This window comes from Vibrio marinisediminis, assembly GCF_014050145.1.
Classification (GTDB): Bacteria; Pseudomonadota; Gammaproteobacteria; order Enterobacterales; family Vibrionaceae; genus Vibrio; species Vibrio marinisediminis.
The window spans coordinates 603,171-625,049 of sequence record NZ_JACFYF010000001.1 but is presented as its reverse complement, the minus strand read 5'-3'; the positions used below and the strand labels follow the sequence as shown (position 1 = coordinate 625,049).

The following is a 21,879-nucleotide window of genomic DNA, read 5'->3' as shown; positions in this document are numbered from 1 at the left end:
GGAGTTATTCTAGCAACCAAGCAACGGCTTGATCATAGTCACCAAAAGAACGGATTTCGCCACTAATAAACCAACTGCCTACTATAGCTGCCCATGGCTGCCATTCATGGGAGCCATATAGAGCAATACGACCAAAGTGAGAACCGTGGCTTAAGCCAAGTTTTAGATCATCCCATGCCGCTCTAAGCTCCCAACCTTTAAACTCAGTCGCATCAAACAACACATCGATCTTCGGCTCATTAACCTTTGCTAATGCAGAATCGATAACGGGAACAATACGTTGGTAGTCTTCATGGGTTAACTTCCCTGAAGCCTTAATCGAAACAAAAACGGCCTCGTTAACTCGCTCAATACCAATAGATATGCCGTGCCTACTCATCGCTCACCTCTGATTAAGTTCAAAACCTAATTTAGTATAGTGACACGTTAATCATCGAGTTGTGGATTAGCTAACACTTCGTATCTTATTGGAGCCTAATTCCGCTCCAATAAGATAGTTAACGCCAACCGCCTTATAAGAAGTAGCTGTAAGTAAATTTGAGCTCAGTACCTTGTCGGTTATGCCCGAAGCTACGTTCCACATCGTCAAAGTATTCTGTATAAGTTAGCTTACCCCAGTGTTTACGGTTACTTGTAAAAGGCATCTGCAACGCTGTATCGAACTGAAGTTGATTCACTGTGCCGATCGCACCGCCCATGTCTAATGAGCTGAACTGTGGATTAACTTGAATATGTGTTCCATTCTCATGCAGGTAAATAGAATTCAAGAAGTTAAACTGAACACCGTAGGTATACTTATCTGACACCCCCAGATCGCTGTAGGTACTGTTGTTTTGGCCTATTGCTGCCGCAAGAATAGGGAAAGATAACCAATTATCAAATGGAGTATTTACCCGTACAAGACCACCTACAGCAAATAGACGGTCAGAAACTGCATCGGTAAAGCTGGTTTCAATATAATCGAGAGAAACCCCTAACATAGGTGCGTGTTCCCACTCTGTACGCGTTACTTCAAAGTATCTCGCTCGCACCTGAGACAGATTAAAATCTTCACTTCCCACTTTACCATTATCTTGGCCTTGGACTGTCAGTTGCCCAAGAAAGAGGTTTCCGTTTTGTTTTCCACCAGAGATCTGCCCCTGAAGTTGAACAAAGTCATTATCTTCCTCATTAAAACTCTGCTTGCCATAAGTCATGCTTACAACAGAGGAGACCTTAGTGTGATCCCCTGGATCAGGAATATCATCCGTGCCACTTTGCTCAGACGCAAGGCTGAAAGTGGAGACAAAAAAGAGAGCACTGCCCAGTGTGATATTTTTTAATTTCGCATTATTTAATTCTATCATGGCGATTAACCTATTCACTGTTATTGGTTCTATTAATTCCAAGAATCAACTACTCCTGATCCCAAGAATCAACTACTCAAACACAGTAAAAAATGCCCTTAGAAAGAGATAACTAAATTAAAAAACATTAAGTGAAAAAAAATAATAACTGAGAAAATACATCCAAATTGCACCCAATCATTCAAAAGTATTGGGACGTGATATTCCCCCCACCAACATGTCGTCAGAGAAGTGTCAAATTTCTCAATTTTACTTTTTAGTGTGAGAGGTAGCAAAATCGTTACATCGGATCAAACGAAGCTAAAATTTCTCAGTTAACATGGATATCGTTAAAGTTTAAAGTGATAACGAGAACGGATAAATGACACAACTCTCTCTTGAGCCCCCTGTTTATCAAATAGGGGATATCTACTATTCTCCTACATCAGGAGTCATCAAATACCAAGGGGAATCAACGCGTTTACGCGCTAGAGAAGCCAATCTATTCCACGCTTTAGTTCTGAGTTTTCCCGATGTTTTATCTCGCACTAAAATAGAAGAAACACTATGGAAAGATTCCTATGCCACCAATGCGACGATAAACCAAACTGTAAAAGCATTGCGTTTCTCCTTGCAGGATGACCAACGCATATTGATTAGAACGATCCCTAAACAAGGGTATGTGTTGGCTGTAAAGCCGAAGGTAATCGCAAGCGACGAGACGACTGATGAACAAGTAACCGAGTCCGATTCCCAATTGTTAAAAGATGAACACGTCGCAGCAATAGCACCACAACACCAGCTTTTTTCTAGCTCTTTTTTGGCGACAGTATTCTTACTCGGCACCGCTGCTTTCGCCCTAGGAGCCTCGGGTCAATTTGCCAGCAAATATGCACAGCTTAGTCATCAATATAACCAACACTGGATCTTATTTACTCCAGAACAAGGCGAACTAGAAAAGCTACCGCTGCAAGCTGGCAACCCTACAAAATATGTTATCAAGTCGGATTCCTATTATAAGATCTGCGAAGAAAACCAAGGGGAGCTTCGATGCAAAACTATCGAATTTTAAGATTCTCTATCCTTACTATTGTTGCATGCCTTAGCGCGTGGGCTGGTCATGCTAGCTATCAATATATGAATAGCCCCCTAACTCGATACGCAGGGCTTTGGGAAGGGAAAGGTAGCTTCAATGTCGAAGGGAAAGAAATTAATAGTTCAGCCACAATGCTGATCAAAGATGACATCCGACTTTCTCTCAACAACAGCTATCAGAACGATAATTTCACTGTCGATGCAACTCTTGTTGTGAAGCGCCATGAACATGAGAACTCTCATTTAGACCTAGAAAACAAACAGGTTAATGGACTCGAAGCATTCATTAAGAAAACAGGCATAAATATTCCTTTAAATGGAACCCTGATCAACGCCAATGCTTGGCAGGTCGATGATGGCAATCTATTTCTTGATGCACAGTTGAGTAACAGCACTAGCGCATCATATTATTTACGAAGAAAATCAAATAGATAACCCATTTTTATATTTTTTTATCCCCCCGTTTTACAAATATTATTTTTTTTCTCACAAAGATACTTTTTTTGGTTGGAGAGTAAACGACTGCATCGGTTTAAATAACCCTGACGTTTCAATAACAACAAACTATTGAGCTTTGGCTCTCCAAACAAAAAAGGTGTCCATCATGACAGTATCCGCTACTTCTGTACCTACACCAGAAGACAAATCAGGGATAGCCAAATGGTTTCCTCTGATGGTTCTACTGGCTGCACAGTTTTCAACCATGGCAGATAACTCTGGCTTGGCAATTTCGACTGATGCACTGATTGCCCTTCATGGCGCAACTATGCCTCAAATTCAAATGGCAAATGCCATGTACCCACTGATTGCTGGTGCCGGCATGATCGCTGGTGGTTTGATCGGCCTAATCATTGGCTGGAAACGCCAAATGGTCATCGGTGCTGGCATGCTGGCTATTGGTTCTTTCGCTGCGGCTTTCGCTCCTAATATGGAAGTTCTTAACTACGGAGCTCGCGTTGGTTCTGGTTTAGGTGCATGTTTGCTGATTCCGGCCGTTCTCGCCAACGTTGCGGGTATTTATAAAGGTAAGGATCAGGCCATTGCCTTCTCTGCCATTGCAGCTTTGGTAGGCTTAGCCAGTGCAATAACACCACTACTCTTTGGTTTTATTCTTGATATTGCAAGTTTTCAAGTTGCTTTTACAGGTCTTGGGTTTTACTGCCTAGCAGTAATGTTCGCTAGCCTGAAACTGCCAACCTTAGACTCTGCACCGTTCAAAGGAAAACTGGATGTCGTCGGCATTGCGCTTGCGGGTCTAGGTCTACTTTGTTTCGTCTCTGGTCTACTAAAAATATCGGAGTGGGGTCTAGTTGCTCCATTGACTGATTTTACTATTTTCGGCATTTCTCCAGCGATTCCAACCGTAGTTTTCGGCGCTGCTATCCTTAAGGCTCTAATGGTATGGGAACGTCGTTTTGAACAAAACGGTGGTACACCATTACTTCCTTCTTCATATTCGAAAAACCCGCAAGTTGTTGTTGGTCTTGTACTTTGTTCAACTATCTTCCTGCTGTTTGGCGCGACGGGCTTCATCAACGTCTCTTACATGCAGTTAGTGGCAGGAATGAGTGCGTTCGCTTCAGGTATGGCTCTATGTGCATTTGCACTGGGTATGATGATCGGCTCGCTTGGTGCACCAGCGAAGCTTTCTCACCTTAGCTGCCAACGTGTCTGCCAACTAGGTTTCATCATCGCAGCAGCGGGAACAGGACTTATGTTCTTCGGCTTTACGGCTGAAGGGATCACTGTTTGGCAATATGTTTCTCTTACCATATTTGGTATTGGTGCTGGTCTACTTGCTTCACAAGCATCTATCGTTGTGACTTCTGCACTGAGTGAGCGTGAAGCTCAGCAATCAGGTGGTATTCAGGCAACATCTCGAAATGTTGGTCAAGCATTCGGTGTCGCTATTCTAGGTTCAGTAATGCTGTTCTCACTAACGGGAGCAATCAAGTCAAACGTTGCTGAGCACGAAGGGTTAAGCGCAGAAACAAAGCAAATCATCGTAGAGCAACCTTCACTCCCATTCGTTTCCAATGACATGGCTGTGGTTTTGATGGATGAACTGATTGTCGACAAGGAAGAACAGCGCATTGTTATCGAAGTGATGGCTGAATCACGCTTGCAGTCGGTCCATTACGCATTATTTACACTCATTGTACTAATGCTAGGTGGTTTAGCCTTGTGTTCAAAATTGCCCCAACGATCGTTAATGAATAGCTAGCGGCATATCTTCAAGCCTCGGCAATGCCGAGGCTTGTTTCGTTTTACCTTTATGGTCTTGAATAAATAATGAGTGAGGCAACTATGGTTAACGCCTTAGACAACAAAAAAGGCTTCCTACTTTTAGCGCTATGCTTAGCACAATTCACCTTATCAGCCGATGTCGCAAACCTGTCTATTTCGACCTCTACTCTGGTTTCTGTTTTTAATGCTGACATATCAACTATACAGTTACTAGGTAGCATTCAGCCTCTAGTCGGTGCTGCTTTCATGCTCTCTGCTAGTATGTTTGGTCTGATTATTGGTTGGCGACGACTGTTAATTACTGGAGCCTGCTTAGGTATAACCTCAACATGTGGTTTCCTATATATCTCTGACATTAACTATATTGCTCTACTTGTGCGCCCACTCGCGGGTATCAGTGCAGCCTTCATGCTGCCTGCAATACTCGCTTTAGTGGTCACTCACTTTCCGGGCAAGCAACGGGCAATGGGATTTGGGCTTATGGCCGCAGCGACAGGACTTGCCGCTGCTGTGGTTCCGCTACTTAGCGGCTGGCTGCATGATACGGTTCAGTGGCAGTGGCCATTTATACTGATTGCAACATGCTATGTCTTAACCTTAATCACCGCGCTGTTTGGCATTCAACCGGTTCACACTAACCGCCCAGCAAAGTTCGATTTGTTCGGTACTCTTATTGGCTCTACCAGCATCATGGCGGTTTTTTTGGGGCTCATTAAGATGCCTTATTGGGGGATGATAACCTCTCTCAATGGTGCAGACATACCCACTTGGTTAACCTTTACTTATCCAATCAGCCCAGCGTTTTTTTTAACCATTAGCGGTTTGAGCTTATTCATCTGTTTTATTTTTCAACAAATTAGGTTTGAACGACGTTATGGACACGCTCTGCTTCCTATCAGTTGGTTTCAGAACCGAGCCTCTCGCAAAGGTTTTATCATTCTGTCACTAATGTATATCGTTCTCGGAGGGAGTAGCTTTGTTATCGTCACCTATTTGCAAGTGGCTATATCACTCTCGTCAGCACATTCTGGTGCGATTATTTTGTTATTTTCGGCGTTTATGATTGGTTTTTCTATACTGATCCCTGCTCTCTTTAAGCACCATCCACCCAAACGTCTATGCCAAATAGCCTTTTTAGCCATCATGCTCTCAGGGGTTATTCTGCTGCTATCAAGTTTAGACAATCAGATAGTTATCAGCTTTTATCTCGGTATGATGCTGCTTGGGGCTGCGATGGGGACACTGGCATCGCAATGCCCAGTGATTATTACCAATGCCTTAGGTGAACGCGATGCAGAGCAATCTGGTGGGCTGCAAGCAACCGTACGAAACATCGGCTTGGTAGTGGGTATCAGTTTGTTTGGCGGAATTAACCAATGGACTCTCGAGCACACGATTCGCTCAAATAATGAAATACCAACCTACTACCCTCCTGCATTTGTTAAAGCATTACGTGATACGCCTCATATACCTTATGTGGACAATTTAAAAGTTGTAGACATCACAAAGCAGTTTGGCTTGGACTCACGCCAATCGAATTATTTGATTAAAATAAAAGCACAATCAAGAGTAAAAGCCTTCAATTTCACCATGATGACTTTGATTTCGATTGCACTGCTAGGCTGGTATATCTCCCTAGGCGTTAGAGGTCACAAGGTGGCAATCGGCTCGCCTTTACCAAAAATTTGTGCTCAAAATAGATCGAAGGTCGTTAATTCGTCTGCTCAACGACAAGTAAATGACTCATTATAGAGCTCAATAGACCATTAACTGAGTTAACGAACCCTATCACTATCAGCAGCCACATCTTTAAGTAAGATAACAGGGAAGGGGCTAATAAAGCCCCTCTAGGATCGATAGATGAAACAGAAGTAAAAAAGCTATCTGTATGATATCCAACCAAGGCTCATCAACTCAGAGCCAAAAAACATTACCTCCTCAAAATACTCGCTTCTGTTCACTTACGATTACAACAAATATGCTCGCTCCATATGCCTCGCCCCATATACTTAACTACAATGCTGACCGATCTAACCTCACGATACTGACGCCGCTATTATTACAGCAACCACGCATCAAGAGAGCCATTAACGTTCCAACTATCAAGCGGTGAGCTTTAGCGCTGGAATCGGGGTATTTTGAACAAGATCAACCGCCAGTCACCTTTGCTTAAATAGCGAAGCACAATACAAGCTTGATGTTTGCCGAGCCTATACGGCATCCAAAAAAAGAGCACCTTTCGGTGCCCTTCATTTATACAATTCTAACTTTAATCGATTAAGCCGGCATTGGCTCTTCCATTTCAGCCTTAGCCATCTGGTGAACCGTAATATCACCACCTAACATCGTTGCGTGCACCTTGATATCTTTCACATCCTCTTTAGCAACATCCAATGGGTTCTGATCTAGAATCGCGAAATCCGCCAGTTTACCGATTTCAATGGAGCCTTTCATATGTTCATGTCCCATCAGGTAAGCAGCACCTAATGTCACAGCGTGCAATGCCTGCTCAGCCGTAAGACATTCCTCTTCACCATAAACATTGCCAGAGAAGATACACTTCCTGTTCATTGCTCCCCACATCATAAACAGCGGGTTGACCTGAGTAACACCATCATCACAATGAATCGAAAACGGAATGCCTTTTTGCACTGAAGATTGGAATGGGTTTAAGCGCTTAACATATTCAGGTCCAACAGTTTGAGTGGCGTGAATATCCCCCCAAACCGGAATGTGTGTACCAAACAAGTTATGGCAGATACCATTTAGCTTCATACGATCCATCTGCTCATCTGTCACCATCTGATTGTGCTCAAGACAGTGGCGGGCGTTTGGCATTGGGGTATCTTTCTGCATACGTTCGATCAGCTCAATCAGCTTCTCAGTGGTACCATTACCGTTACAGTGGAACGAAATATTATAACCTGCTTTATGGAAAGGTAAGCTTGCCTGATAAATATCTTCTATGTCACGCGTGAGAGAAGTACTTGGCTTACCATTGTAGTAGCTTTGTCCATCCAACAAGTTCGCTGTAAACCCTTGAATTGAGCCGTCCGTATTCACGTATTTAACGCTACCGATTGAAAGCCTATCGTTGCTTTGCTCTTTCATTGCATTTACTTCATCAAGCGTAAATGTCCCTACTAATGGGTACGCCGTTACACGCAATTTAAAGCCCGGATTTTGGCTCATTGCTTGATATAGCGGGTAAGGGTTAGAAGGGATCCCCATGCCGCAATCCGATACCGTGGTCACCCCTAGTGAGTGTGCAATGTCTGCATAGTCAACTAAAGCTTTGCCGATTAAAGCAGGATCGCTACCGTAATTAAATGCTCCTACATTAAGAGCGCGGTATAAATCTTTCATTTCTGCGATATCACCCGTCAGGCGATCGTTTTCACGCAAAACAAACTCTGGATCGTCATCTAGGCTATACCCTGCCTTATCAAGAGCCATTGAATTCATACTGGCTAAATGGCAGCTTGCATGCATTATAAATACAGGTGAATCGTCAATTACTGAATCAATGAAGTCACGGTTCACAACTGAGCCATCGGTCATAAGCAACGGATCTAGACCCCACAAATCAAGCCACTCACCCGTTTTGCCTGCGGCATCATGCTCAGCTTTTAATGCTTGTAGGTGCGCTTTTAGTGCCGGTTCTGTCGCGCAACCTTTAAGTAATTTACCGCCTACCCCTAAGCGGTCATACTGCCCTGCATATTCAAACATCCCGGTAAATAATGCCGCAATGAGAGGGTGCATGTGTGCCTCAATAAAACCTGGGACGATTGTTTTGCCAGCAAACTGTGTATCTAAACGATATTCAATTCCTTTGTTTTGAAGAAAGGTTTCAGCTTGATCTTTGGTACCTGTGAAAAGAATTTTCCCACTCTCAATGACTACCGCACTCGCCTTAGGTTGCAGTTCATTAACTGTAATAAAAGTGCCCGTGTATAGAACGACGTCTGTGTTGTACTCTAGGCCAGGGTTATGGAATGGTTTAATTGTCATAATAAAACTCCAATGTAGGATACAAGTAATATTGTTTGTTCCCTCCCACCATGCCTTTTACCCAGTCATTGTTCGAGAATTTAAAAATGAAATAAAATACTCAAATAAAATCGTGAGAAATTTGATATAAAAAAACCTAAAAAGCGAGTTTTATCAAAGAATTAAAAATCACCCACATTAGCCACCATTCGGCTGTTCAAAAAATAGATGCACTTCAAAACTGCCTTGAGGATGCCATTCAGATTCAAACTGAGTCTCATAAACAGCTTGAAATTTCGCGGTGATAAGAGAAATACTCAGCACCAAGATAGTAGCTAAAAAAAATCGCATTTTAAGATTATTCATTGTATTCGCCTTTGAATTGCCACTGCCATACACAAGCAACCTTGCTCTTGAGCAATAGCCACCGATGCTGTTCATCGCCAAAAAGCATAAAAAGTAGATTCACAACAACCATGTTTTTTCTCACGAACGAGAACGAAGCAAGTTAAAGAAAAATAAAGCTACTTTGGTATGTTGGCAGGGATATTTATAGACGTTCTTCGAGCGCACTTTATTGATAAATAACTCTAATAAAGAAATTGTTATTATTTATCACTAATTAAACAACGTAATAATCCTTTGAAGTATCTCAGCAATGGACAACGCTGTTTGGCAATTTTATTACTGCTAGATTGGATCTATGCGCATAAAAAAACACCCAGCTAAATAGCTGGGTGTTTGACATAGTTAGTGTAAATTTAAGCGTTGAGGATAAACTGCTCTAGAACCACAGCGACGCCATCTTCGTCGTTCGTTGCGGTAATATGGTCAGCCAATGCTTTAGTTTCATCGGTCGCATTACCCATCGCTACGCCAAGACCAGCATACTTGATCATATGGTGGTCATTACCAGCATCGCCCATGCAAATCACCTCACTGGCATCAATGCCTAAGTGCTCGGCAAGCATGGCAACACCCGTGCCTTTGTTGCTCGACGGGTTCATTAGCTCAAGGAAAAATGGTGCACTCTGAACAACGGTGTATTGGCTATGGAGCTCTTTTGGCAATTGAGCAATCGCCGCGCTTAAGATTTCTGCTTCCGCCACCATCATCACTTTGATGATCTCTTCTTCATCCGATAGCTCTGCAAAATCAACCACCGAGCTTTCAACACCATTAATGTCGGCTTCATGTTTGGTGTATGGGTTGTCTTCTGGGGTGATTAAGCCACGCTCTGGTGAAAATGCGTGAACGTATGTACCTAGGTCACGAGCCAAACTAGCGATATTTTTAGCATCAACACCGGTTAAGATCTGCTTGCGAATCACACTCTTGCTCGCCACACGCTGTACCAGCGAAGCGTTGTAACTCAACACATAATCTTGCTCAGAATCCATGCCTAATTCTTCTAATGAGTTGAGCATACCTTCCAATGGTCGACCTGAGGCAAGAACAACATAAACGCCCTTGTCACGAGCAGCTTGAATCGCTTGCTTGGTGCGAGGGCTGATGGCTTTCTGCGAGTTTAGCAGCGTGCCATCCATATCTAAGGCAACCAGTTTGTACATGTGAATTTCCGTAGGTAACAAATCATAGAGCAGGCATCTTAAAGAATTTTTGTGACTAACTCGACAATATTCGTTGCCTTCACAATATGATTTCATCTCAAATTGATACTTATCAACTTTGCGTTTATCGCTTAAATAGTAAACGGTGATAAACGCAAAGTGTGAAAATCATTCAAGCTGGTCGCTTGCTGCATTTGCTGCAGTGATTCTATTAATATTTGTAGTGACACCAGCAATTGATAACTCTGATCGGCTTGCTGCTGGCTAAAAGTAAACTGCAGTAGTGAATGCTGTTCAAAGCCATACAAATAAGCTTGCAAATGTTGTTGTAGTTGATTCAACCCCGCCCAATGAACCGTACTCTCTTCACTGATCATGCTTTTATCCAGGAGCTTAACCATATCCGCAATTGCGCGCTGAATTTGCTTATCGATTGAATGACTATAAGTGTTTTTTAGCCAATGCTGATAGCTGTCAACAAATGCTTTATAGTGCAAACACAAGCTGTAGCCCTGACTCATCAATTGCTGCGCATCACTTTGTGTTAAATCAGGAAAAGTACGCCAATTTATCATCCCTTGTGCCGCTTCTGCGATGGCGATATCTCTCACTAATGCAGGGCGAGCAACTCTGACCATTTTCATAGAGCGACCACTCAATTGGCTTTGTAATCCACTTTGCAAATTGCGACGAAAGTAGCCCAAATGACGTAAAAAAACACGCTCAGGATTAGCCGAATATACGCCGTGATTAACAAAGAAAATAATCAACATACCTAACGAGAGCAGCAGCATAATCAATAAAGCCGCTTGGATGTCATAGGTAGGCGACAGTTGCATCGCACTTTTGGTCATCAACACCAAATTCATTGTGCCAATCATGCGATGGAAAATATGCTGAGGCTTATTAAACACGTACCAAATGGCAAAGGTATTGAAGAAGTAAAACGCAGCTAACTGCCAGATTTCATTCATGTGAGGCAGAATAAATACATACTGCACCAACACCAAACTTCCCCAACCAAGCATATAAAACAACAGCGAACGGGTACTCGCGAAAGGCAGCGAGAGCACCACCGCGCCAAAACAGGCACCAAACATAACGATCATTGGTCCTCCAGGCATTGGCACATAAAGCCACAAAGCAATCGAGAGCCAAATCATTAAACACGCTTTAAATGCATTCACTAATCGCTCAGGATCTATTGGAATAACGAACTGCCATTGGCGCTGTCTTTTATCGCTATGATTAGATTGTAGTACTGTGTTGTGTGGCTTAGTTTCTACAGCCTCTAACAATGTCTGGTACATCGAGTGGTGCAGCGCATCCATTTGATTGAGGATATTTTCCAGCATTCGTAACGCACCGTGACGTTGGTCTTCAATAGCATCGTCTTTCACTGACAAGCTGATGCTTTCTGGTGGTGGCACATCAAGCCATGGTTTATTCGTGATTGGTTCAAGATAAGCATTTTGATCGCGATAGTGCGTCAATAATAACGATGCGTTGCCCGCACGTTGCTGTAAGTGACGCAATACTCGACTTACTTTGTCACGCTGAGTCTCGGTTAACGGAGCATTCAGTAGCCGAAGTGATTCATACAAATGTCCACATAAAATCGTCCACTCATTTTGCTGGTACCACAGTTGTTGCCAATGGCTGCTAGTGCTGCTTATTTCGTAACTATCAGCACTGGCAGCTTGAATTAGGTCTTCCAAACGAGAGAGGCGTTTAATACTGTTACCAAACGAATAATCACGTTTCAAATTGCCAGTTTGAGCGAGATCAGCAAGTGCTTGTTCAACAAACCCTACTTGGTTATCAAAGTAACTCTTTAATGTATCAAACAGCACCACTCGGCTGGATGCTGGCCACATCAAACTAAACACTAAAGAGAAACAAAACACGCCCAAAATCGTCTCTTGCAAACGTAGCACTGCAATATTAAAAGTTTGCGTGCCAGATAGCCCCCCCATGATCATCACCAAGGTGGCAACCATCATGCCAATTGACCAAATGTACCCATAACGAGGGTTAGTTTGCTGATAAACGCACAACGCCGAAAACAGAGTGTAACTAAGCAATAAATAAACTGGCTGCTGGGCAAACAAACCAATAAGAACAAACGCTACCGCTACACCAAAAATAGTACCCGCAATGCGTTGGCGACCTTTTTCCAATGAGTGACCACTGGTTTCTGTTACGGCCATGACCACCACTGAAAATGCTGCCCAGTATGGTTTGTCCCAGCCTAACCACAGCGCAATTACGATAGCGAGTGTCAACGCAAGCGCCACTTTAAGAGGCAGTCTATAACGTGTGTTCATGGTTAAACTCACTTCAAGTGACTGGTCAATAGTTCGTCAATATTGATATCTGGAATCTTATGAATGACAATCGACGCACTTGCACCTACACGCAATTGTAGATTTTGCGGCACGGAATCTAAGCGAATACGCACTGGTATGCGCTGCGCTAAGCGGATCCACTGAAAAGTTGGGCTAACATTGGGCAGCAAAGAGACACCTGTACTGCCATCTTTATGTGCAATGCCATAACCAATACTTTCAACGTGTGCAGCCAAAGGCTGACCACCATGTGCCATTAACGTCACTGTGGCAGTCGCGTCAGCAGTAACATCACTGATGTCTGTTTCTTTGAAAAAGCCTTCGATCCAATAACTATTTTTATCAACCAAAGCGACAACGGGTTGATTAGCCACAACTTGGCTACCAATACGCAAATTAAGATTGGTGATATAACCATCTACTGGCGCAATAATCTTCGTAAAACTTAAGTTGAGCTTTGCCTCTTCAACCGCAGCTTTCGCCACCATGACGCCAGCTTTAGCAGACTCCACCGCATTAGACTGTTGGGTTAAAATCAGTTTTGAAATAGCTCCTGGCTGACGACGTGCCAATGAATGACCTCGATGTGCTTCATCCAACGTTCGCTGCAATAAGGTTTCAGCTTGTGCCAAACTTGCCGTTGCTTTTTCAAGCGCCGCTTGATAAGTACGCGGGTCCACTTCAAACAATGCCTGACCCGCCTTCACTTCACTGTTGTCAACAATATGCACGGCAATAATAGGACCAGTGATTCTCGGCGTAACCTGCACCACTTGAGCTCGGATTTGACCATCTCGAGTCCATGGATTGGTAATGTATTGCTGGTACTTCCACCCCACAGCGCCTAAAGCCAAAACCACAATCATACTGGTAACAAAAACTCGCTTAATCACTCTACTACTCTCAACGCTTAACTAGGAAAAACAAACGTACCAATCAGGACGGTATAAATAATGGCCATAGACAACTCAACCAACGGAGGGCTTGCAACATAACGATGCCAACGCAACTTATTCAGCAGCCGCGTGGTGAGTGAAGTACAAATTACGCCAAGGAAACCTGCGACCAATAGCGGTGGCAAATAGATATCTCCAATCGCAATTTCTTTGGGAATAGCGCTAAACAAAGTGTTGGCTCTCTTAGGGGATACTGAACAGGCTTTACACGCCTGACGATGAATATAACGTGATGTTAATCGCAATATTTCACGAGATAAATGCACCCAAAGGGAATACACTCAAAACCCAGAGTTTCGAATATGTGTAAACACTAGATTAATCTGGTTTCTAATGAGGGCAATATGGATCGAATAACAAGCATGGAAATATTTGTTAGAGCCGTAGAGCTAGGTTCATTTTCCGCTGTCGCTGATGAGCGTGACATAAGCGCGCAAATGGTTGGCAAGCATGTACGGGGATTAGAGAGCAATCTTGGTACAAAATTGCTAGACAAATCGACTCGTTTCCAAAGCGTAACAGCAGCAGGAGAACAATATTACCAACGTTGTCTAACCATTCTTGCGGAGTTAAAAGCTGCGGAAGAAGACATTTACCGCAATACGAATGAGCCAAGAGGCAAACTAAAACTCTGCACGGGTGTGAATTTTGGTATCAAAGTCCTCGCGCCTAACCTAGCTCGTTTTATGCAGTTGTACCCAAAACTTGAGATTGATCTTGTGGTCGACAACAAGTTGCCTGATATCAAAAAAGAAGGCTTTGAGATCATTTTCCGCGATAAAATCGACGGCTATGAAAACCTCATTGCACACCGCCTACAAAGCTACGAAATGGTGGTCTGTGCTTCTCCAGAATACCTTGCTTTACACGGCACACCTTCTCACCCGAGTGAGCTTTGCCATCATCAATGCTTGCAATCTGGCACTCATTATTTAAACCACAATTGGAGCTTTTTTGATGGCAAACAGCACATTAAACCGGAGGTCTCATCAAGGCTCACAATCAATAGTGGTCAAGCGATGATGGCTGCGGCTATGGAAGGAGTGGGGATCACCATGCAACCAATATTTCAGGTGCGAGAAGCACTAAAAGAAGGTCGCCTTGTACCACTACTCTCAGACTATCGCTTACCAGAGGTAGACCTATATATGCTTTACCTTCCGACATTACGTAATACTGCGCGGCTGACATTGCTCAAAGAATATCTACAACAACAATTAAACCCAAACACATAACACAGATACCCAAATGAGCTGAAGTTGTAGGTTGGCAACAAACGGCAAAGCCTCATCGCTTTAATGCTCTATGTAATGAAATTTGCCAGAACTCGTTTCCCTACAAGTTCAAGTGGCGCGGGTATAGAAAAGGAACAATGAATGGCATACACAGTACTAAATGTGGACCAATGGTCACGAGCAGAACACTTTAAATTTTATCAGGGGTTTAGCCACCCTTGGTACAACATCTGTGGCAACCTCGACGTTAGCAAGCTTTATCAATACTGTAAGCAGCACGGACACCGTTTTTTCCACGCTTATCTTTATCTTACCCAACAAGCTCTCAATCAATGCCAGCCGATGGCGATTCGATTAGTGGGAGAAGAGGTTCGTATCTATTCACCGATGTGCGTTAGTGTGGCTCTGCTGGCAGACGATGAAACGGTGCGTTTTTGCGACTTACCATACGCTGAAATCTATTCCGCTTTTTGTCACAGCGCAGCAGAGGCAGAAGAACGCATCAAAAATACGCCTTTTATTTTAGAGCAATTTATTGGGCAAGAGATGCGCCAAGACACGATTCATCTAACCGTTTTGCCTTGGGTTGATTTCACCAGTATGAGCCATGCTCGCGATACCAACTTTCCCGATAGCGTGCCAAAAATGGCATATGGCAAACTAACCCAACAAGGTGAAGGCTGGCGCATGCCATTATCAATTGAAGTACATCACGGCTTAATGGATGGCTTACATGTAGGGCAATTTATTCAAACGCTGCAAAGCCTGTTTAATCGCCCAGAGCTGCTTGATAATTAGAATCGATACTCCCGCCATACAAAATAATGTGGTGGGAGCCTTACAGTGCTTTCGCCATCAATTCAAGATCCCAACTCTGCCCCTTGAAAGTGCGAGTTCCCTTCTCTATTGAGGTAGTTTTAAAACCTAGTGTTTGATAACAGTGCTTCGCAGCCTGATTGTGAGCAAAAACAGCTAAGGTGATTAACTGGGCGTTAAACTCTAAGGTCGCTTTTTCAATCACCATTTTAAGCATCACCTGTGACAGTTTTTGACCACGCAAATCATCAGCGATAAACACTCGACAAAGACGAAAGCAATGGGGAGATTCGCGGTACAATTCGACAAATCCCGCATTGCGCTGATCGACGGTAAACAGATAAGCAAAAACCTCATCTTGATCGCAATGGGCTTTGATTTGTTGGTGATCAAGTGGGAACCGATAGCAAGGTCCACCCCATAAATAGTTGAGATCTTCAGTGGTGATCCAAGCTATAAGCTGGGCATAATCTTGCGGCTGAAAGGCATTTAACTGAAAGTGTGGCTGCGTTGTTTCCATCTCTTCCCTTTGTTTTTAGTTTCTAGCTTTGCTTTCAAGTTCCATTGACTATTCAGATACTGAATACGCAAGTCTCTCACATTCAATAACCTTGCCTTATTTATGTGCCAACCACAAGGCAACAAATAGACGTTCACACCAAAACTAGACGACTGGTCTAATTTAATTTATAGTGCACACTATGAATACAAAAACCAATGACACTCGCCAGCATATCTTAGACGTTGGCTACCAGCTTATCGTCAACAAAGGCTTTACTGCAGTCGGCTTGTCTGAACTGTTGAAAGCGGCTGACGTGCCTAAAGGCTCCTTCTACCACTACTTCAAATCCAAAGAGCAATTTGGCGAAGCCTTGATAGAAGACTATTTCCACAACTACCTACAACGCATTGATAGCCTATTTTCTCAGCCCGATTTATCTGGTTATGAACGCTTAATCAAATATTTCTCGTTGTGGTTAGAGCTGAGCAATGGCGTATGTAATGCCAATAAATGCTTAGTGGTGAAACTGAGTGCCGAAGTGTCTGATCTCTCCGATTCTATGCGTCTGTCATTGGCGAAAGGCGCACAACAGATCATCGCTGCGATAAAAAAATGTATCGAGCAAGGGATCCAAGATGGGTCCATCAACGTAAGTGACAGTAACCAGATTGCTTCGCAGCTGTATCAACAGTGGTTAGGCGCAAGCCTGCTTAACAAACTGTTGCAAGATCAAACGTCCCTTGAGCAAAGTTTGATTGCTACTAAGCAGCTTTTAAAAGCTTAAAAGTCTCCCGTCATATGCTTAAGTTATGTGGCGGGATTTTTTTGAAACGAACACTAGACGACTGGTCTATTTTTAAAGTTAATGACATGGAGTAAACCAATATGACTGATTCAGCAAACCGCCGCATCGTATTAGCCTCACGCCCTGTCGGCGCACCTGTAGCCGAGAATTTCCGCCTTGAGAATAGCAATATTCCAACGCCAAATGAGGGTGAAATACTACTGAGAAGCGTCTATTTATCTCTCGACCCATATATGCGCGGCAGAATGAGTGATGCCAAATCTTATGCCGATCCCGTGGCGATTGATGAAGCTATGGTGGGTGGCACGGTTTGCCAAGTTATCGAATCAAAACACCCTAATTTTGATCAAGGGGAATGGGTACTCGCCTTTACTGGCTGGCAAGATTACGGTCTTTCCAATGGTGAAGGGCTAATCAAAATGGGCACCAACCCAGCCCACCCTTCTTATGCGCTTGGTGTGATGGGTATGCCGGGCTTCACCGCGTATATGGGGCTGCTGGATATCGGCCAACCAAAGCAAGGTGATACGCTGGTCGTCGCCGCAGCAACGGGTGCTGTGGGTTCGATGGTTGGTCAAATTGGAAAACTCAAAGGCTGCCGCGTAATTGGTGTTGCCGGCGGCGAAGAAAAATGTCGTTATGCCGTAGAGCAACTTGGTTTTGACCAATGCATTGACCACAAAGCAGAAGATTTTGCAGAGCAGCTTGCCGCGGCTTGTGACAAAGGTATTGATATTTACTACGAGAACGTGGGCGGTAAGGTGTTTGATGCCGTTATGCCACTGCTCAACACGGGTGCTCGTATTCCTCTATGTGGCTTGATTTCACAATACAATGCGACCGCTCTACCAGAAGGTCCTGATCGTATGTCGATGCTGATGGCTCAGCTTTTAATTAAGCGCATCAAGATGCAAGGCTTCATCATTTTTGATGACTATGCACACCGCTATGGCGAGTTTGCCGCTGACATGTCGAAATGGCTAGCTGAAGGCAAAATCCACTACCGTGAACATTTAGTGGAAGGGTTAGAAAACGCGCCTGAAGCCTTTATCGGACTACTTGAAGGGAAGAACTTCGGCAAACTTGTAATCCAAACCAACCAGCCAGTATAGGAGCGAAGTATGATCAAACTGCATCACTTAAATCAATCTCGCTCCAAACGTATTATTTGGCTGTTAGAAGAGCTTAAACTGGTCTATGAGATTGTGCCGTACCAAAGAGATAGCCAAACCTTTTTAGCCCCACCAGAACTAAAGAGTGTTCATCCCTTGGGTAAATCGCCTGTGGTAGAAGAAGATGGCAGAGTCATCAGCGAATCTGGCGCAATCACCGAGTACCTGATCGATAAATACGCAGCTGGAAAATTGGCTCCAGAACGTGGCAGTGATGACTACGCTGATTACTTACAATGGCTGCACTTTGCGGAAAGCTCAGCCGCCCTGCCTGTACTACTGAAAGTGTTTGTCGCCAAAGATGGGGCACCAACCAACTTCCTTGCTGACTATGCCGAGGCAGAATTGGACAAGGTGATGAGTTATGTTGATACACGATTACAAGGTAAGCGTTACTTGGTGGCAGACAAGCTAACGGGCGCTGATATCATGATGTCGTTCATTGTTGATATCTTGGCTAAATTTGCTTTGTTAGCCAAATACCCAAACATTGCCCGCTACGCTGACCAACTGGCAAGCCACCCTGCGTTTCAAAAAGCAGAGCAGCTAGAAGTGCAATTCGACGGATAACAAACTCGCTATTTATGCGCTTGCTACAGGCATTAAAAAAGGGTCGACACTGTCGACCCTTTTACTTTGCTGCTTAATTATGAATAAGCAGATTATTTCGCTTCAGCTTTCGCTAACTTGCGTTGACGATGCTCTTCACGTTCACGCTTACTAAAGAAGCGTTCTACCACTACGAAGAATAGCGGAACGAAGAAGATACCTAGGAAGGTTGAACCCACCATGCCACCTAGTACGCCAGTACCGATAGCGTTTTGCGCACCAGAACCTACACCCGAGCTGATCGCTAGTGGTACTACACCAAGACCAAATGCGAGTGACGTCATCAAGATAGGACGCAGACGAACACGTACCGCATGCAGTGTCGCCTCGCGTAGGCTTGCACCTTTCTCATAGAACTCTTTCGCAAACTCAACGATAAGGATCGCGTTCTTAGTCGCTAGACCAACAGTGGTTAGAAGACCTACTTGGAAGAATACGTCGTTCGGCATACCACGCGCGTTCATCGCCACAATCGCACCGACAACACCCAGAGGTACAACTAGAATTACCGCAATTGGCACTGACCAACTCTCATACAAGGCTGCCAGAACTAGGAATACTACCAGGATTGATAGAGCATAAAGTGCTGGCGCTTGGTTGCCAGATAAACGTTCTTCGTACGATAGACCGTTCCACTCAATACCAAAGCCCGCTGGTAATTTCGCCGCCATATTCTCTATGTCTGTCATTGCCGCACCAGTACTGTAACCTGGGATTGGCGCACCTTGAATGTTCACTGCTGGAAGACCGTTGAAACGCTCTAGACGTGGTGGACCATATTCCCATGAACCTGACGCAAATGCAGAGAATGGAACCATCTCACCCATGCTGTTACGCACGAACCACTTATCAAGGTCTTCTGGTTGCATACGGTATTGATCTTCACCTTGCACCATAACTTTCTTGATACGACCACGGTCGATAAAGTCGTTCACATAAGAACCACCCCACGCCGAAGCCAATACAGAGTTTACTTCAGCAATGTTAAGGTTCAATGCTCGCAGCTTAGAATGGTCGATGTGCAATTGGTAAATTGGCGCATCTTCTTGACCATTTGGACGAACACCGACAAGATTTGGATCTTGAGCAGCCATACCCAATAATTGGTTACGAGCCGCAATAAGCGCTTCATGACCATGACCGCTACGGTCTTGTAGGTAGAAGTCAAAACCACCGGCTGTACCCAGTTCCATTACCGCTGGCGGAACAAAAGCAAACACCATCGCTTCTTTAATCTGCATAAATGCGCCCATCGCACGATTAGCTACAGATTGAACGTCAGTACCTGGTTCAGTACGCTCATCCCATGGTTTTAGGTTGATGAACGCCATACCCATGTTTTGACCCATACCCGCGAAGCTGAAACCAGCGACAGTAAACACAGATTCAATAGAGTCAGATTCTTTGGTATTTAGGTATTTTTCCATCTTATCAAGCACTTTTAGTGTGCTCTCTTGCGATGCGTTTGCTGGCAAAATCGCCTGCGCAAACATAACACCTTGGTCTTCATCTGGAAGGAAGGCAGTTGGCATGCGTAAGAATAGGAAACCAGTACCAATGGTAATCGCAAGGAATATCATAAACATACGACCAGTACGTTTAATGATGCTCGCCACACCTGACTCATAACGGTTCGTACAGCTGTCAAACCAACGGTTAAAGGCACCGAAGAAACCTTTATCTGTGTACGCGTGTCCCTTCTCAACTTGCTTTAGCATCGTTGCACACAGTGCTGGTGTTAAAACCATCGCAACCAGAACGGATAGCGCCATTGCCGATACGATAGTGATCGAGAACTGGCGGTAGATAACGCCCGTTGAACCTGACATAAACGCCATCGGTACAAATACCGCAGAAAGCGTTAGACCGATACCAATCAGTGCTCCGGTGATCTGGTCCATAGACTTACGGGTTGCTTCCAAAGGCGTACAGCCTTCTTCCGACATAATACGTTCAACGTTCTCTACTACAACGATGGCATCATCCACCAGAAGACCGATGGCGAGTACCATTGCGAACATCGTCAGCATGTTTACCGAGAACCCCGCAGCCGCCAAGATGCCGAACGTACCAAGTAGTACCACTGGAACTGCAATCATCGGAATCAGCGTTGCACGGAAGTTTTGCAAGAATAGGTACATGATAACGAATACCAGTACAATCGCTTCTAGCAACGTCTTCACTACGCCTTCGATCGAGCTACTCACAAACGGTGTGGTATCAAATGGCACAACCATTTGCAGACCTTGCGGGAAGAACTCTTCCAACTCGGACATACGCTCAAGAACGGCGTCTTTGGTATCTAGTGCGTTGGCGCCACTGGCAAGCTGAATAGCAATACCTGATGCTTGCTTACCATTGTAGTAACCAGCAGTCATGTAGCTTTCTGCACCAACTTCAACCTTCGCCACATCGCTAAGCAATACTTTTGCACCCGTCGTATCAGACTTCAGCACGATATTGCTAAACTCTTCTGGCGTTTGCAGTAGTGATGAAGATGAGATAGTTGCGTTAAGCTCTTGTCCTTGCACTGAAGGTACCGCACCTAATTGACCTGCCGAAACCTGAGCATTTTGCTCACGAATCGCACCCATCACATCGTTTGTAGTTAGGTTGTACTGGTTAAGCTTCAGTGGATCTAGCCAAATACGCATTGCGTACTGAGCACCAAACAACTGAATGTCACCAACACCCGCCACACGGCTGATCGGGTCTTGAATGTTTGATGCAACATAGTCACCAATATCAGCTGAGTCCATCGAACCATTTTCAGACACAAAACCCAGTACCATCAAGAAACCGCTACCGGCTTTGTTAACACTAACACCTTGCGCTTGTACCACTTGTGGCAACAAAGGCATCGCCAATTGCAGTTTATTCTGCACTTGGACTTGCGCGATATCGATATCGGCTTCAGCGTTAAACGTAAGAGTGATCGTCGCATTACCAAAACTATCGCTCTGTCCTGAGATATAACGCAGATGGTCAAGACCTGTCATACGCTGCTCGACAACCTGAGTCACCGAGTCTTCTACCGTCTTAGCCGAAGCGCCTGGATAGTTCGCATTGATTACAACAGTAGGTGGTGCAATGGTTGGATACTGCGAGACTGGCAGAGAGAAAATCGACAACACACCTGCAAGCATGATGATGATGGCAATCACCCATGCAAAAATCGGTCGATCAATAAAATAACGAGCCATTA

19 protein-coding genes are annotated in these 21,879 nt (G+C 44.3%); 9 read left to right on the top strand and 10 right to left on the bottom strand.

What is annotated here, in order from left to right; translation table 11 throughout:
* Nucleotides 1–4: 4 nt before the first annotated feature.
* Both H2O73_RS02890 and H2O73_RS02885 read right to left on the bottom strand, forming a co-directional pair.
* Nucleotides 5–379: a SpoIIAA family protein gene (locus H2O73_RS02890; RefSeq protein ID WP_182106327.1), complete on the bottom strand. Its 375-nt coding sequence runs from the start codon at nucleotides 377–379 to the stop codon at nucleotides 5–7.
* Nucleotides 380–512: 133 nt separating this feature from the next.
* Entirely contained in the window at nucleotides 513–1,388 is an 876-nt protein-coding gene (locus tag H2O73_RS02885; RefSeq protein ID WP_246335823.1) for a hypothetical protein, read from the bottom strand.
* A 319-nt stretch (nucleotides 1,389–1,707) separates the two neighbouring features.
* Between H2O73_RS02885 and H2O73_RS02880 the strand changes: the two genes are divergently transcribed.
* The 4 genes from H2O73_RS02880 to H2O73_RS02865 all read left to right on the top strand — a co-directional run bounded on the left by H2O73_RS02880 (nucleotide 1,708) and on the right by H2O73_RS02865 (nucleotide 6,419).
* Nucleotides 1,708–2,397, top strand: a complete 690-nt coding sequence (locus tag H2O73_RS02880) for a winged helix-turn-helix domain-containing protein (protein ID WP_182106325.1) — start codon at nucleotides 1,708–1,710, stop codon at nucleotides 2,395–2,397.
* Complete coding sequence (locus H2O73_RS02875) at nucleotides 2,376–2,855, top strand: hypothetical protein (RefSeq protein WP_182106323.1); 480 nt, start codon at nucleotides 2,376–2,378, stop codon at nucleotides 2,853–2,855. The genes H2O73_RS02880 and H2O73_RS02875 overlap by 22 nt, the downstream gene beginning before the upstream one ends.
* A 169-nt stretch (nucleotides 2,856–3,024) precedes the next feature.
* Nucleotides 3,025–4,644: an MFS transporter gene (locus tag H2O73_RS02870; protein WP_182106321.1), complete on the top strand. Its 1,620-nt coding sequence runs from the start codon at nucleotides 3,025–3,027 to the stop codon at nucleotides 4,642–4,644.
* Between the two features lie 68 nt (nucleotides 4,645–4,712).
* A complete protein-coding gene (locus tag H2O73_RS02865; protein ID WP_246335821.1) occupies nucleotides 4,713–6,419 on the top strand; it encodes an MFS transporter in 1,707 nt (568 codons plus the stop codon).
* Between the two features lie 525 nt (nucleotides 6,420–6,944).
* Here the strand turns inward: H2O73_RS02865 and H2O73_RS02860 are convergent.
* From H2O73_RS02860 to H2O73_RS02835, 6 genes are all read right to left on the bottom strand, one after another.
* Nucleotides 6,945–8,681: an amidohydrolase gene (locus H2O73_RS02860; RefSeq protein WP_182106319.1), complete on the bottom strand. Its 1,737-nt coding sequence runs from the start codon at nucleotides 8,679–8,681 to the stop codon at nucleotides 6,945–6,947.
* 177 nt (nucleotides 8,682–8,858) lie between these two features.
* On the bottom strand, nucleotides 8,859–9,026 hold the full coding sequence (locus H2O73_RS02855) for a hypothetical protein (protein WP_182106317.1): 168 nt from the start codon (nucleotides 9,024–9,026) through the stop codon (nucleotides 8,859–8,861).
* 395 nt (nucleotides 9,027–9,421) lie between these two features.
* Nucleotides 9,422–10,231: a sugar-phosphatase gene (gene yidA / locus H2O73_RS02850; RefSeq protein ID WP_182106315.1), complete on the bottom strand. Its 810-nt coding sequence runs from the start codon at nucleotides 10,229–10,231 to the stop codon at nucleotides 9,422–9,424.
* A 131-nt stretch (nucleotides 10,232–10,362) separates the two neighbouring features.
* Nucleotides 10,363–12,558, bottom strand: coding sequence for an FUSC family protein (locus H2O73_RS02845; RefSeq protein ID WP_182106313.1), 2,196 nt, complete (start codon nucleotides 12,556–12,558; stop codon nucleotides 10,363–10,365).
* An 8-nt stretch (nucleotides 12,559–12,566) separates the two neighbouring features.
* Nucleotides 12,567–13,472 carry an HlyD family secretion protein gene (locus tag H2O73_RS02840; protein WP_182106311.1) on the bottom strand — a complete coding sequence of 302 codons (906 nt, stop codon included), beginning with the start codon at nucleotides 13,470–13,472 and terminating at the stop codon, nucleotides 12,567–12,569.
* Nucleotides 13,473–13,489: 17 nt separating this feature from the next.
* Complete coding sequence (locus H2O73_RS02835) at nucleotides 13,490–13,705, bottom strand: DUF1656 domain-containing protein (RefSeq protein WP_182106309.1); 216 nt, start codon at nucleotides 13,703–13,705, stop codon at nucleotides 13,490–13,492.
* 174 nt (nucleotides 13,706–13,879) lie between these two features.
* On the opposite strand from H2O73_RS02835, the gene H2O73_RS02830 reads away from it, so the two are divergent.
* Together H2O73_RS02830 and H2O73_RS02825 are read left to right on the top strand one after the other, a co-directional pair.
* Nucleotides 13,880–14,770: a LysR family transcriptional regulator gene (locus tag H2O73_RS02830; protein ID WP_182106307.1), complete on the top strand. Its 891-nt coding sequence runs from the start codon at nucleotides 13,880–13,882 to the stop codon at nucleotides 14,768–14,770.
* Nucleotides 14,771–14,911: 141 nt separating this feature from the next.
* Nucleotides 14,912–15,568, top strand: a complete 657-nt coding sequence (locus H2O73_RS02825) for a CatA-like O-acetyltransferase (RefSeq protein ID WP_182106306.1) — start codon at nucleotides 14,912–14,914, stop codon at nucleotides 15,566–15,568.
* 40 nt (nucleotides 15,569–15,608) lie between these two features.
* On the opposite strand, the gene H2O73_RS02820 is transcribed toward H2O73_RS02825, so the two are convergent.
* Entirely contained in the window at nucleotides 15,609–16,106 is a 498-nt protein-coding gene (locus H2O73_RS02820) for a GNAT family N-acetyltransferase (RefSeq protein WP_182106304.1), read from the bottom strand.
* Between the two features lie 181 nt (nucleotides 16,107–16,287).
* On the opposite strand from H2O73_RS02820, the gene H2O73_RS02815 reads away from it, so the two are divergent.
* The 3 genes from H2O73_RS02815 to H2O73_RS02805 all read left to right on the top strand — a co-directional run bounded on the left by H2O73_RS02815 (nucleotide 16,288) and on the right by H2O73_RS02805 (nucleotide 18,635).
* On the top strand, nucleotides 16,288–16,872 hold the full coding sequence (locus tag H2O73_RS02815; RefSeq protein WP_182106302.1) for a TetR/AcrR family transcriptional regulator: 585 nt from the start codon (nucleotides 16,288–16,290) through the stop codon (nucleotides 16,870–16,872).
* Between the two features lie 101 nt (nucleotides 16,873–16,973).
* On the top strand, nucleotides 16,974–18,005 hold the full coding sequence (curA, locus tag H2O73_RS02810) for an NADPH-dependent curcumin/dihydrocurcumin reductase (RefSeq protein ID WP_182106300.1): 1,032 nt from the start codon (nucleotides 16,974–16,976) through the stop codon (nucleotides 18,003–18,005).
* A gap of 9 nt (nucleotides 18,006–18,014) precedes the next feature.
* Nucleotides 18,015–18,635: a glutathione S-transferase family protein gene (locus H2O73_RS02805; protein ID WP_182106298.1), complete on the top strand. Its 621-nt coding sequence runs from the start codon at nucleotides 18,015–18,017 to the stop codon at nucleotides 18,633–18,635.
* Nucleotides 18,636–18,727: 92 nt separating this feature from the next.
* Here the strand turns inward: H2O73_RS02805 and H2O73_RS02800 are convergent, their stop codons facing one another.
* Nucleotides 18,728–21,877, bottom strand: coding sequence for an efflux RND transporter permease subunit (locus H2O73_RS02800; protein ID WP_182106296.1), 3,150 nt, complete (start codon nucleotides 21,875–21,877; stop codon nucleotides 18,728–18,730).
* Nucleotides 21,878–21,879: the final 2 nt, after the last annotated feature.

Bases quoted from the DNA above. Each gene is read 5' to 3' on its own strand.
- curA (WP_182106300.1), top strand. From the start codon at position 16,974: ATGACTGATTCAGCAAACCGCCGCATCGTATTAGCCTCACGCCCTGTC.
- H2O73_RS02855 (WP_182106317.1), bottom strand. From the start codon at position 9,026: ATGAATAATCTTAAAATGCGATTTTTTTTAGCTACTATCTTGGTGCTG.
- H2O73_RS02800 (WP_182106296.1), bottom strand. From the start codon at position 21,877: ATGGCTCGTTATTTTATTGATCGACCGATTTTTGCATGGGTGATTGCC.
- H2O73_RS02880 (WP_182106325.1), top strand. From the start codon at position 1,708: ATGACACAACTCTCTCTTGAGCCCCCTGTTTATCAAATAGGGGATATC.
- yidA (WP_182106315.1), bottom strand. From the start codon at position 10,231: ATGTACAAACTGGTTGCCTTAGATATGGATGGCACGCTGCTAAACTCG.
- H2O73_RS02805 (WP_182106298.1), top strand. From the start codon at position 18,015: ATGATCAAACTGCATCACTTAAATCAATCTCGCTCCAAACGTATTATT.
- H2O73_RS02825 (WP_182106306.1), top strand. From the start codon at position 14,912: ATGGCATACACAGTACTAAATGTGGACCAATGGTCACGAGCAGAACAC.
- H2O73_RS02860 (WP_182106319.1), bottom strand. From the start codon at position 8,681: ATGACAATTAAACCATTCCATAACCCTGGCCTAGAGTACAACACAGAC.
- H2O73_RS02820 (WP_182106304.1), bottom strand. From the start codon at position 16,106: ATGGAAACAACGCAGCCACACTTTCAGTTAAATGCCTTTCAGCCGCAA.
- H2O73_RS02890 (WP_182106327.1), bottom strand. From the start codon at position 379: ATGAGTAGGCACGGCATATCTATTGGTATTGAGCGAGTTAACGAGGCC.
- H2O73_RS02815 (WP_182106302.1), top strand. From the start codon at position 16,288: ATGAATACAAAAACCAATGACACTCGCCAGCATATCTTAGACGTTGGC.
- H2O73_RS02845 (WP_182106313.1), bottom strand. From the start codon at position 12,558: ATGAACACACGTTATAGACTGCCTCTTAAAGTGGCGCTTGCGTTGACA.
- H2O73_RS02830 (WP_182106307.1), top strand. From the start codon at position 13,880: ATGGATCGAATAACAAGCATGGAAATATTTGTTAGAGCCGTAGAGCTA.
- H2O73_RS02875 (WP_182106323.1), top strand. From the start codon at position 2,376: ATGCAAAACTATCGAATTTTAAGATTCTCTATCCTTACTATTGTTGCA.
- H2O73_RS02865 (WP_246335821.1), top strand. From the start codon at position 4,713: ATGAGTGAGGCAACTATGGTTAACGCCTTAGACAACAAAAAAGGCTTC.
- H2O73_RS02870 (WP_182106321.1), top strand. From the start codon at position 3,025: ATGACAGTATCCGCTACTTCTGTACCTACACCAGAAGACAAATCAGGG.